Consider the following 12,119-nt stretch of genomic DNA (forward strand, 5'->3'; position numbering starts at 1 on the left):
AGAAATTGAAAACCATGTATTATGAAGTTATTTCCCCTGTGGCTGCATTCGGAGCAGGAATTATCAGTGTCCTGTCCCCCTGCATCCTTCCCCTTCTGCCTGCTGTCCTGGCAACATCCGCAGGAAAAAACAGGTATAGACCCCTTGCAATAGTACTTGGAGTCTCAATATCCTTCACCATAATGGGAGTTGCAACCTCTGCCTTTGGGGCAGTATTCAATGCATATACAGATCAACTGAAGATTCTCGCAGAGATCTTGATTCTCATAATGGGCTTTGCACTACTCTTTGACATAAGCCTATTCAATTCATTTTCAAAATTTCCCCTTTTAGGAAAAATGAATGATGAAGGACCTGTTTCAGGCTTCTTGCTCGGCCTTTCCCTCGGGGTTCTCTGGATCCCTTGTGTAGGACCAATGCTAGGCTCGATCTTGACCATGGTAGCTTTAGAAGGGAATACTATTACGGGAGCACTTACCCTTTCAATTTATTCGCTTGGATTTGCGGTGCCAATGCTCTTGCTTGCGTACTCAGCGCACTTTTCCTCCTCAAAAATCCGGCTTATTTCAAAGTGGGATGTTATTTTCAAAAAAGGAGTGGGAATAGTACTCGTCTTGGTTGGATTATGGATGATTTACCAGAACCATTATCAGTGGTTTATTTAAAAAAGTCCATATACATAAGATTCGAAAATTAGGGCATAGATGCCAAAGTGTATTGATCTATGTCCCTAAAGACGCTAATTTATATTTGGAATCAGAGAATATAAGGAATAAACATCTTCGTCTTCTTTTTATATTCTAGATATTCATTACCGAACTCTTTTTCTATGTCAATTTCTTCTTTTTTTGCAAGCCTGTAATAAAGGACAAGAAGCAAAGAATAGAGTATTATAAGAGGCAAAGTCGCCCATTCCAACATCATTCCCAGGGTTATCATGAAAAATCCAGTATATTGAGGATGGCGAATATATTTATAAATGCCAGTTGTAACAAGCTTTCCCTGTCCTTCTTCCTTACTCCAGTAATTCTTATGAATTTGGTTCCAGCCTGACACGACCAGTGCAGCTCCGGTCAGTGATATGAGTATTCCTAAGTACATTCCCCAGAAGCCTATATACTGCACAAGCGTATGGCCCCATAAAACACCTTCTGGAAGCGTAATGCCAAAGAGCCATCCTATCGCGAACATGCTGAAAGGCACACCGAACATTTCAAGCGCAAATGCGACAACAAACGCTGCATAGACCCCAGCAGGCTTTATCTGGCTCTTTTTATAGAACGGTACAAATAAAAGAAACACCCCGTAGATGATTATCCACAGGCCAACTGCCCACCACATTCCAAAATGGGACCAGACATTTTCTGTTACCATTTTTCCACCTCTATTTATATTCAGAAGACTGCAGTAACATTTTCGAAGTGAAATTTACAGGTCAAGTTTATCTTTTTTTTAAAATCATGGCTCTCCTTTTAGATACCTTATTAGAAGTCGTATTGAGAATACTCTGGATAACAGAAGCCCATAAAATAGTGAATTTGCATCTGGAGAAAGAGGTATTCCGGCTTACACCATTGATATCATTTGTGTTACCTCTCTTTTTCCTTTTACGTCAACGTTTCATATGCCGTTTGCTTTCTTTGTATTTGTATGCCATAATTATAGGAGCGCAATTAGATGACATTATCTTACTTTGCTTACACTACATCATAATTTATAAATATTTTTGTTTTGTTTGAAAATAGCCATGAGATTGCAAATGAACTTACTAATCGTTTAGACATCCGAAAGGAGAATAAACCAAACTAAGAAGACTAATAGCCAACTAATGTTCATGAAAAAAGGAAGCGTGAAGGATTTTTAGCCCCATAGTAGTCAATTCATTAAACGTGAAGACTTTTGACGGCAGGTTAATTTCTTAATCCCCAGAGCTTTCGAAATACTTTAAAAAGTATATAAACAGACCATGACTTTAAAATAAAATTATTACAAAAAATTGTAGATGGAAATAAAAATATAAAAAAATTGATAGTAAAAGTAAAAGCCAAAGAGTTTAATTTTTTAATAATAATCATCATGTACTTATTTTTCCATACTCATATAGGCAGACTTGAAGTTAGATAGACTGGCAGAGGAACTTGTTTCAAGGCTCAAGCCGTCTATACTGGCTGTAGCTGAAGCCTCCCTAGAAGTTGAACTGTCACTACCCTTCCATATATAGTTTCCATTCCTTGAACTGTATGAAGAAGACCCTCTTGATATATCGCCCACACCAATCCAGTTAGCTTTGACAGCCAAAGTATCGGTTTCACCTGTATACCAGTTATTGACATCAATCTCTACCTCAGACAGGCTTGCAGAGTTGAGTTTTTTATCTATGCTGAAAACATCATCCTCTGTAAACATGTATCCCCATTGCTCGGACCAATAATCTGGTCCGTAAGTATAAGTTGATACATAGATATCAGTGCCATCATTGGTTTCAGTTACAGATAAGTATGTATAAGTAGTTGCATTGTCGTGTGTCTCATACCATTCTGCATATGCAGACGCACCATTATGTCTTTCTAGTGTCTTAGATTCCAGAGCTTCTACGCTCGTAGTCGTCGATAGTAAGACTACAAGAGTAAGTAACATTGAGAATAATTTTTTCATATAATCCCACCACAATTAATTTAATTTACACCTGTTTTAATTTTAATTGACATTTGGCTATTAAGATTCAAATTGGACTTTTTAAAGTTGTAATAAAAATAATGTTAAAGTACAAAAACACATAAGAAATTATTTTTAGAATTTGAAATACAAGTTAGTGAGAGGTGAGAAATTTATAGAAAAAGTATAGAATGAAAAAGATACTGGAAAATAAACCAGTTAACTGAAAAAACTCAAAATAAAAGATCAGGCAAAAAAATGTAAATGAAAAAATGAGAGAAAGTATTATTTTTAACTTTCTCTTGCGATTGCAACAAGCTCATTTACGCATGCAACCGCCATAGGAGTTCCGCCTCTTGTCCCGACACAGCTAATAGAAGGTACAGGAATTTTCAGATCTCGTACCATTTCCTTGGATTCAGCTGCATTTACAAAACCTACTGGCAGCCCGATAATAAGAGCTGGCCTCACACCTTTTTCTATGAGTTTGCAGACCATAATAAGCGCAGAAGGCGCATTTCCAATTGCAATAATACTCCCATCAAGCCGTTCCCGGGCAGCGAGGAAACCTGCTGATGTACGCGTAATTCCATATTTATTAGCGATTTCGGCATTTGGGTCTTCATCAAGCACGCAAATAATTTCAGATTTATGCCCTGCCTTTGTAATCCCGGCTTTTACCATATTAATATCCACAAAAATTGGGGCGCCCTTTTTAATCGCTTCCACGCCTGCAGGAATGGGATCATTCATGAAACGCATAATATCCGCCACAGAAGGATCTCCAGTAGCAATAACACAGCGCTGGCGGAAACGATCTTCAGGAGTTTTGTTACCGATGAGGTCCTGGATCATTGTCCGGCTTTTCATGTAAATGGCTTTGGCTTCTTCAGTTCTTGCCCCGGAATCCTTACAAATGCTTACAAGTTCGGGATCTACCTCAACCGTAAGCTCGGTAAACTCTTCAAGGTTATCGAGGCTTCCGGCCTTTTCATTAGCACTCTGTTCAATAGTCATACTTTTTGTGATACCCCCTGGGAGTGATTATGAAGTCCTTCTTTTGAGAGCTCCAGATTCTGGAATCTCCGTTTCCGATAAGGATCGTGGTGCTCATATCTACCCAATCTTCGTAGTCCATTACTTTTCCAAGAGTGGTTACGATTCTGTCCTCACCTTCTCCTCTCAGAGCGTTCTTCACAAGTCCCACAGGCACGGAATCGGCCTTGTAATGGCGGATAATTTCAATAGCTCTGGAAAAGTTAGACTGTCTCTTACGGCTCTTTGGGTTGTAGAGCGCCATAACAAAATCGGCTTCTGCAGCAAGATTAAGCCGTTTTTCAATGACATCCCAGGGAGTCAAGAGGTCGCTCAGGCTGATAACTGCAAAATCCGTTACAACAGGCGCGCCGAGCATACTTGCCCCAGCTAAAATTGCCGTGACTCCCGGAAGAACCTCTATATCAACTTCAAGCCCTTCATGTTCAGCAACCTCGAGCACGATGCCTGCCATGCCGTAGACATTAGTATCACCACCGCTGACCATGGCAACATTTGCAATTTTTGCAAGTTCTACCGCCTTTCTTGCTCTGTCTACTTCTTTACCCATATAGCTGCGGATTACTTCCTGGGTTCCGAGGAGGGTTGCTATCTGGTCCAGGTAAGTACCGTTTCCGAGCACATAATCGGCGTTAAGGATTACATCCCTGGCTCTGATCGTCATCTGTTCTACAGACCCCGGTCCGATCCCTACGATGTAAAGTTTTCCCTTAGTTGCCTTATCTTGCGATTGCGATTGTGACTCTGCCATAGATTTTCTTCCTGCAAATCAATTGTTTTTCTTCAGAAAGGGCCAGAGCAGCAGGTTCTGCAACCCCTTTTAACCCAAAACGGGAAGCCTGAGAGGCTGAAGGAGGATTGTAGCTGTTTAACATCTCGTCTGGCAAAAAATTCACCCGAATGCCGAGTGTCTCTCCCGCTTCCAGAAGCCCTTGTTCATTTTCTTTAAGTTTCGCAGAGGCTAAAGCCGTAATTTCTTCCAAACTCAGGCCGCACTCATCGAGAGCCTGTTTTACGGCTTCAATAACCTCTTCTTTTGTAACGCCCCTGCGAGTCCCGATTCCTATAATCATCCGTTATCTTCTCTGGTTATTAACGCAGTTCCTTGCCAGTAAATTCGCGTAAGTGCAGACCAGTAAACTCAAGCTCAATTACTGTTTACCTTCATTGTTGTCTTTGACTTCTACATTTTCCTGACATTTTCTTATCAGTACGGATACATCTTCATTTACAACAACAATTCTGGGCCCCTTAACCTCAAGAACCTCTATTTCCTTATCAAGGAGGGCACAGTTTACGGCTACAGTGGATTCTTTGTTGAAGATCTCGCAGCCTAACCTGTCAGCGATACTCTCGACTGAAGGTTTACCGTGAACTTCGGTCGCCGTAGTAAGCACAGGAACCGCTCCGAGTTCAGAAAGCTTTCGGGCAATTTCATTTGCGCCATGATGCCCCCCTAACAGAGGGATTGCGAAATTCAGGTTTGAATCAACTACGACCACAGCAGGGTCAGACCACTTATTATCGAGAAGGGGAGCAATATCCCTTACAACAATGCCTGTGGCAAAAACCGCAATTATTGCCCCATAGCTTTTAAAAGCCTTTTCGAATATGCCCTTTTCGTAAAGAAGCAGGTCTGCGTTCAAATGCTCTGCTATCCTTGCTGCAATCTTCCGATTCCGTTCAAAAGTGATTACAGCGGTTCCTGGGCTACTCCGTATAGGTAGGACCTCCTGTAGTTTTTAGGGTCAACAACCCCGCCGATAATTATCATTGCTGAACGCGTAATTCCTGCGTCTTTTACCTTATCTGCGATATCTTCCACAGTTCCGGTGATAACTTCTTCATCTTCCCAAGATGCATGAAATACTACTGCAACAGGCGTATCCTTGGGGCAGCGAACTTTTTCCATAATTTCCCTAATTTTCTGCGTACCAAGGAAAATTGCCATCGTAGTATTGTAAGCAGAAAGCTCGGGGATAAGGTCTTTTTCTAGGGTTTTTCCGGCAGGACGGGTAATAATGAGAGTGTCTGAAACTCCGTTAAGAGTCAACTGTGTACCGAGAGCGGCAGCGCTTGCAAAAACCGAGGAAACTCCAGCAACTCTTTCGACTTCAATATTGTACTTTCTAAGTTCTTCCATCTGCTCTATGACAGAGCCGTAAAGAGACGGATCTCCGCTGTGGAGACGAACAACGAACTTTCCTGCATCTACAGCATCTGCAATTATTTTAGTGGTCTCTTCGAGAGTTAACCCATAGCTGTCCACTGTTTCTCCCTTAGTGTAATTAAGAACCTCGGGGTTTACCAGAGATCCTGCATACATCACAAGGTCGGCTTTTTTGAGCATTTCACACCCGAGTACGGTAATTAGTTTTGGGTTTCCGGGTCCTGCTCCCACAAAATATACTTTCCTTTCCATCTGACCATTCCCTTTGCTTTCGTGTTTTATTCCAAATTATGTACTGAGTTCCGCAAATATTACATAGGGTAATTTTACTTCTTTCCGTAAATGATACTGAAATAGTTCCCCTTTTCCGGAATTTCGTCTTTGTTCCGGATTATAAGCTCGTTTTCAGAAAAGAGTCTTTCTGCAAAGATAAACTCCGTATATCCTTCAGTTTCAAGCTGTTTAACTATAGATTTCGGTTGCGTAGCCTTCAGGTGAATCTTATATCCGATCTCAGAACCGTCGCTGACCTCAAAAGAACTCTCAACCGCAACATCGGTTCTGGCAGCAAAGGAAGTGATCGAACTTATACCAGGAATGGTTGCAAGCTCAACGTCCGGATAATGTTTGCGCATAACCTTTTTGAGATGAGAAAACGTAGAGAAAAAGTTTGGATCACCTATAAGCCCGAAAGCTACAGTTCCCTTTCTTGCTTCTTCCGCCACTTTATCAGCATTTTCCTTCCAGAGAGAATTGAGAACTTCAATATCTCTTATCATGGGAAACTCAAGGATTTCGGCATCTGCGTAAGGAGCCACGAGATCTTTTGCCAGGCGGCCTGGTACATATACCTTATCGCTGTTTTTCAAAACGTTCACTGCTTTGAGGGTCAGAAGTTCAGGGTCTCCGGGACCAAGTCCTACTCCAATTAACATGCTATCGCTCCGTAGATTATAAAAATAAATATAAAGCAGATTTAAATTATAAGATTATTTTCATTTTTGCTTTTTTCCGACAACGATGTATACAGGGTTTTCAGGTTTGAACATTGTTTCTCCTGCAATTGGTGCACTTCTCGAAACCGAAATATGAACTACTTCATCAAAAATTCCGAGTTTTTTCATCGCCTCAATTGTCCTGACAACCGTTTCTATTCGGACGGCATTTACCACGATACTTCGAGCTTTTTTCTTGACAAGAGCCTCAAGAATGAAACCAATATTTTTTGTTCCGCCGACAAAAGCACAATCAATAAAATCAGTAAAATTTTCAGAATTTAGGATATCCGAGGCTTCTCCAGCTAAAATCGTGGCATTTTCTATATTGAAATTTTTAAAATTTGTTTCGGTAGCTCTCAGAGCTTCGTTTCGAGCATCTATAGCATAGATAGTCAAGTTTCGGGCAATCTTTGCTGCTTCAATCGAGACTGATCCCGTACCGCAACCTACATCTGCAAATCGATCTCCTTCCCGCAGCCCGAGTTTGGAAAGAGATACGGCAATGATTTCGGGTTTTGTCGGACCGCCGCTAACACTTACTATTTCGGACATGTTTTTCCTCGCGAATAAAGTAAGGTAAATAAACAATTTAAATTAAATATACACCGATATAATTTTAGTTTTATATTTAGGCCGCTTTAACAAAAGGCCAGAAGATACGGGTCATTAAATATCATTAAATAAGTTATGTACAAAGAATTGAAATTAGATTTTTTAGATTAACTCGATTATAAATATAACTTGTTGTAGATATACCTTATTACCGGCAAGAAGGGCAGGATAGGAAAGTAAACTTTCATGAAACTGTAAAAAAGCAAGTAAAACTTCTACAAGAAAACCTTAGACCAATTTCGTACACTAATTTTAAAAACCCTTTTTAGGAAGTATCCAGGAATTTTACAAAAGGAAAAGATAGCAATGTGTCCTGTCACTCTTGATACAGAATATAACAGATTATACATATAGCATAAATAACTCACATAATGAGTATTATATACATTGTATATATAAGAAGATACATTGGCTATTTTGAAAGAAAGAGATTTTAACTATAACGACATATAATAACCTAAATATCGGCATATAAAGTAAGATACAACTCTCAGTATAGAATGTAAGATGCCGCTTGAGGAACAGTCGTAAGTGCTCCCCAAAAGAGAGTTTTTAAACGAGAATTTAGAGTTCTTAGGTAAAGTATAACTTATTTTCTGACCTGTGTACCTGAAAGATATCTTTTTCACATAGAAACCCCGCAGTGAAAGCCCGCTCTCTCGATGCAGGGCCCTGCCGCCTGAAAGAAAGGAGGAAAAATGATGAAAGTTTACGAATCATATGAAGATCTGCCCAAATTAAAGCTGCCATATGGAAATGATATATACATAAGTGACAGCACTATCCGTGATGGTTCCCAGATGCCTGGGATTGTCCTGAGCAGAGAACACAAGCTTCAAATCTATGAGTATCTGCACGAGATAGGAATCGAAAAACTTGAAGCCTTCGTATTCAATAAAAGGGATAGAGATGCTGTAGATCGAATGCTTGATATAGGGTATGAGTTTCCCGAAGTCACAGGTTGGGCAAGAGCTTCAAGAACCGATATAGACAAAGTTCTCGAAGTAGACGGAATTAAAGAAACCGGTATTCTGATGTCTGTATCGGACACGCATATTTATTCTAAAATGAAGCTTTCAGGCAGAGCAGAAGCTGAAGAGAAATACCTGGACGCTCTACAGTATGCAGTGGATCATGGACTTCGCACACGGGCTCATCTTGAGGATATGACAAGAGCAGATAATTATGGTTTTGTTTTTCCTCTAGTTGAAAAAATTACGGAAATTGATCCTGATTGTATTATCCGGGTCTGCGACACTGTTGGATACGGAATGCCCTTCATTAGTATAGATGAGCCTTACGGAATCCCGAAAATTGTGCAGCACCTCAAAAAAGAAATCGGGGTAAAAAATATAGAAACTCACATTCACGATGATTATGGATTTGGGTCAGCAAGTTCTATTGCAGGTTTTTGGCATGGAGCTAACTGGACAAGTGTAACTTTCCTGGGTATAGGAGAGCGTGCAGGGAATAGCGAGATGGAAAAAATCCTGCTTTTCCTGGAAGATAGAGTAGAAGGCTTTAATAAGTATAACCTTGAACCGGTTACACGTTTTGCAGCATTCATGGAAAAAGAACTTGGCCTACGGGTTCCGAGAAACAAAGCTGTTGTAGGGAAGAATATTTTTGCCCATGAATCAGGAATACACGCCGCAGGCGTCCTCAAAAATCCCTTTAACTATGAACCTTATCCTCCAGAACTAGTAGGAGGAAAGCGGTTCCTGCTCATAGGTGACTCTTCAGGTCTGGAGGTTATCCGCTATAAAGTTCAAGAGACCTTAAATGATCTTCTTGATGTTGAAACTATTGTGGAAAAAGACGACCGCAGGCTTCTGCAAATCCAGAATGAAATCCAGAAACTTTATGATAATGAAGAAAGAGTTTCCTGTATATCGGATGAAGAGCTCCTTGCTTATGTGGAAAAATACTTCCTTTACCAGCCAATCTGCAACCTAACACATGCAGGTAGAGGAAAACTGAAAAATAAAGGAAAAATAGCTGATTCCGAGGAAGAAAAATTGAAGGAATGAAAAAGATTTCCTTCAATACGTTCTTATTTTAGAATTTCTGCCGTATACTTTGCAATCTCACCAGCCATCTGACTGAGTTTTGCATTGCCTCCGAGATCATAAGTTACATACTTACCTTCAGAGATTACGCGGTTTGTAGCCTTAAATATCGCTTCGGACTTTTCCTTTTCGCCAAGATAATCAAGCATCCATGCTCCTGCAAGTACGGTTGCGACAGGATTAACCTTGTCCTGGCCTGCATACTTTGGAGCTGAACCGTGAGCAGGCTCAAACATTGCGAAGGAATCACCTATATTGGCAGAGTAGATTAACCCAATGCTGCCTACGAGTGCCGAGCATTCCTCACTGATTACATCCATAAAGAGGTTTGTAGAAAGGAGAACCTTTTTATTGAAAATCTGTGGGTTCTTAATTAGCTGCTGGGCAATATTGTCAATGTGATAGGGCCAGATCTCAATGTCTGGATAGTTCTGCCCAACCTTTTCTACTTCTTCTAAGAAAGAACCACAGGTCAGTTTCAGAATATTGCTCTTATGGATTGGCACAACAGCGTCATAGCCTCTTCTTTTTGCTTCCTCAAAAGCATAGCTGGCAATCTTGCTGGATGCAGTGCGTGTAATTTTACGGATTGCAATTGAGACATCGTCTGTGAGCTGGATTTCCTCTCCAATGTAGAGGCCTTCTGTACCCTCGCGCACACAAACCATTTCCACATCTCCGAGAGGGGCACTTGTGTTAGGGAAAGTCTTGATTGGCCTGACATTTGCATAAAGATCATATTTTGTTCTTATAGATACGGCCACACTTCTTGGAGAGCCTATTCCTCCGGGCGTGGTTGTCGGCCCTTTAAAGCAGGCATCTGAACTGTCAAGGATTTCCCAGGTTTCATTCGGAACAAGGGAATTTCCTCCATGCTTTTCCCACCAACCGGCTCCTGCCTCACACATAACAAATTCGACATCTGTGCCAGCGGCTTCTGTAACTTTAAGCATTGCGTCTACAAGCTCGGGGCCTACCCCGTCACCTTTGATTACTGCTGCGGTTTTGCTCATAATTATCACCAGATCTTAGGGTTCGTATTTAAAGAACCGTAGCGACTGAAAATATAAAAGGGGAACTTTTCGAAAATTCGGTAAGAATAACTGGATCTTCCAGCGTACTCAACGTAAGGCTATATATTTCAAGTTTTGGGTAATTAATACTATGCCGAGCAATTCTAACGCGAGGTTGGGTATAAGACACAGATGCCTGCACACATGTATAAAAAATTGGATTCCATTTTCAGGAAGTATCATTCAAAAAGTGTTATTCTAAAAGTATCATTCCATACTTATCCGTAACTTTCGATAAAGAAATGCAAATCTGAGTCAAAACCGGAGACACTTCAAAGAATGTGAGCTTTGATCAAAACCGGAACTTTAACCTTTGAGGAGTGAAAATGCCTGCCAAAATTCCGATTACCGATAATCATATGCATATCGACCTTAGAGCTAGAGGACTTGAAGCAATAAAGGATTTCAAGAACTCCGGAGGAACTCATATAATTTTGGTCACCAAACCCAGTTGGTCGCTTGGAATAACGGTCAAAAAACCTGAAGATTACCTGAAGGTTTTTGATGAAACCATAGAAATCGCGTCAAAAATCAGGGAACTGGGAGTTGGAGCTTTTCCTGTACTTGGAGTCCATCCGGCAGAGATCTCAAGGCTTACCGAGTATATGGATCTGCAGAAAGCTACAGAGATCATGAAGACAGGTCTCGAACTTGCTTCAGGTTATGTGGAAAAAGGGCTCGCCGTAGGAATAAAGTCAGGGCGCCCTCATTACCCTGTGTCTACGGAAGTCTGGGAAGCTTCGAATGAGATAATGGAGTACGCTTTTTCCCTGGGAAAAGAACAGGATTGTGCGGTCCAGCTTCATACCGAAAGCGTAGGAGAGCCTGAACTCCAGGACATAGCAGAGAGAGCCAGAAAAACAGGAATTAAAATGTACAAAGTTGTCAAACATTACTCTCCACCTCTGGTAAAAACCTGTGAAGAACTTGGGCTTTTTCCGGGAGTGATATCGGCCAAAGGAGCAATCGAACAAGCGCTTGAGGAAGGTACACGGTTTATGATGGAAACAGATTACATCGATGATCCTGACAGACCAGGCGCAGTACTCGGCCCGAAAACAATTCCCAGAAGAACCATAAAGCTGATGGAAACGTACGGTGAAGAGCCTTTTTGGATAATTCATAAAGAAAATCCTGAAAAGGTATATGAAGTCGAAATTGATATTTAAAGGCGCCTTTCGGGGAAAATAAATCAGATGAAAAGAAATAGCATATGTTTAAAAAATAATAACTGAAAAAAGGTTTAAAACAAAGAGAAGGCTTAAAACAAAAAAGACCTAAAGCCGGAAAAAAGCACGTAAAAGTAGAGGGTGAAGGGATTAAGAAGACACCTTCGAATTAAACCCTCTGTCGTTTCCAGAAGGAGAGAACTGCCAGAAACCAGATGTTACTGCCGGAACATAACCTGCAGTTAAAATTCACCTTTTCGTATTCTACTTTGAAATTTGCTTCGTTATATCTGCTTTGAAATTTACTTTCTCGGCAT

At 40.8% G+C, this 12,119-nt stretch carries 13 protein-coding genes; 3 read left to right on the forward strand and 10 right to left on the reverse strand.

What is annotated here, in order from left to right; translation table 11 throughout:
* The first annotated feature begins 14 nt into the window (after positions 1–14).
* On the forward strand, positions 15–665 hold the full coding sequence (locus BP549_RS10090; protein WP_292376360.1) for a cytochrome c biogenesis CcdA family protein: 651 nt from the start codon (positions 15–17) through the stop codon (positions 663–665).
* A 91-nt stretch (positions 666–756) separates the two neighbouring features.
* Here the strand turns inward: BP549_RS10090 and BP549_RS10095 are convergent, their stop codons facing one another.
* The 9 genes from BP549_RS10095 to cbiT form a co-directional block, all read right to left on the reverse strand.
* Entirely contained in the window at positions 757–1,374 is a 618-nt protein-coding gene (locus BP549_RS10095; protein ID WP_292376362.1) for a methyltransferase family protein, read from the reverse strand.
* A 708-nt stretch (positions 1,375–2,082) separates the two neighbouring features.
* On the reverse strand, positions 2,083–2,655 hold the full coding sequence (locus tag BP549_RS10100) for a hypothetical protein (protein WP_292380314.1): 573 nt from the start codon (positions 2,653–2,655) through the stop codon (positions 2,083–2,085).
* Positions 2,656–2,946: 291 nt separating this feature from the next.
* Positions 2,947–3,672, reverse strand: a complete 726-nt coding sequence (locus tag BP549_RS10105) for a precorrin-8X methylmutase (protein ID WP_292380317.1) — start codon at positions 3,670–3,672, stop codon at positions 2,947–2,949.
* Complete coding sequence (cobJ, locus tag BP549_RS10110) at positions 3,662–4,462, reverse strand: precorrin-3B C(17)-methyltransferase (protein ID WP_292380320.1); 801 nt, start codon at positions 4,460–4,462, stop codon at positions 3,662–3,664. Before cobJ ends, BP549_RS10105 begins: the two co-directional genes overlap by 11 nt.
* Positions 4,431–4,784 (reverse strand): cobalamin biosynthesis protein, encoded by a 354-nt coding sequence (locus BP549_RS10115; protein ID WP_292380321.1) that lies wholly within the window; start codon positions 4,782–4,784, stop codon positions 4,431–4,433. The genes cobJ and BP549_RS10115 overlap by 32 nt, the downstream gene beginning before the upstream one ends.
* Positions 4,785–4,862: 78 nt before the next feature.
* The gene (locus BP549_RS10120; protein ID WP_292380323.1) at positions 4,863–5,357 is read right to left on the reverse strand and encodes a cobalamin biosynthesis protein CbiG; all 495 of its coding nucleotides are present in this window, start codon (positions 5,355–5,357) and stop codon (positions 4,863–4,865) included.
* Between the two features lie 47 nt (positions 5,358–5,404).
* Positions 5,405–6,133 carry a cobalt-precorrin-4/precorrin-4 C(11)-methyltransferase gene (locus BP549_RS10125; RefSeq protein ID WP_292380326.1) on the reverse strand — a complete coding sequence of 243 codons (729 nt, stop codon included), beginning with the start codon at positions 6,131–6,133 and terminating at the stop codon, positions 5,405–5,407.
* 74 nt (positions 6,134–6,207) lie between these two features.
* Positions 6,208–6,816: a cobalt-factor II C(20)-methyltransferase gene (locus tag BP549_RS10130; RefSeq protein ID WP_292376376.1), complete on the reverse strand. Its 609-nt coding sequence runs from the start codon at positions 6,814–6,816 to the stop codon at positions 6,208–6,210.
* A 60-nt stretch (positions 6,817–6,876) separates the two neighbouring features.
* Positions 6,877–7,431: a precorrin-6Y C5,15-methyltransferase (decarboxylating) subunit CbiT gene (gene cbiT, locus BP549_RS10135; protein WP_292380328.1), complete on the reverse strand. Its 555-nt coding sequence runs from the start codon at positions 7,429–7,431 to the stop codon at positions 6,877–6,879.
* 761 nt (positions 7,432–8,192) lie between these two features.
* Between cbiT and BP549_RS10140 the strand changes: the two genes are divergently transcribed.
* Positions 8,193–9,521: a homocitrate synthase/isopropylmalate synthase family protein gene (locus BP549_RS10140; protein WP_292380795.1), complete on the forward strand. Its 1,329-nt coding sequence runs from the start codon at positions 8,193–8,195 to the stop codon at positions 9,519–9,521.
* 23 nt (positions 9,522–9,544) lie between these two features.
* Here the strand turns inward: BP549_RS10140 and BP549_RS10145 are convergent, their stop codons facing one another.
* A complete protein-coding gene (locus BP549_RS10145) occupies positions 9,545–10,573 on the reverse strand; it encodes an isocitrate/isopropylmalate dehydrogenase family protein (protein ID WP_292376379.1) in 1,029 nt (342 codons plus the stop codon).
* 386 nt (positions 10,574–10,959) lie between these two features.
* Here BP549_RS10145 and BP549_RS10150 point away from each other — a divergent pair, with 386 nt between their 5' ends.
* A complete protein-coding gene (locus BP549_RS10150; protein WP_292380329.1) occupies positions 10,960–11,802 on the forward strand; it encodes a TatD family hydrolase in 843 nt (280 codons plus the stop codon).
* The last annotated feature ends 317 nt before the right edge of the window (positions 11,803–12,119 follow it).

It is taken from the genome of Methanosarcina sp. UBA289 (assembly GCA_002496565.1).
Taxonomy (GTDB): Archaea; Halobacteriota; Methanosarcinia; order Methanosarcinales; family Methanosarcinaceae; genus Methanosarcina.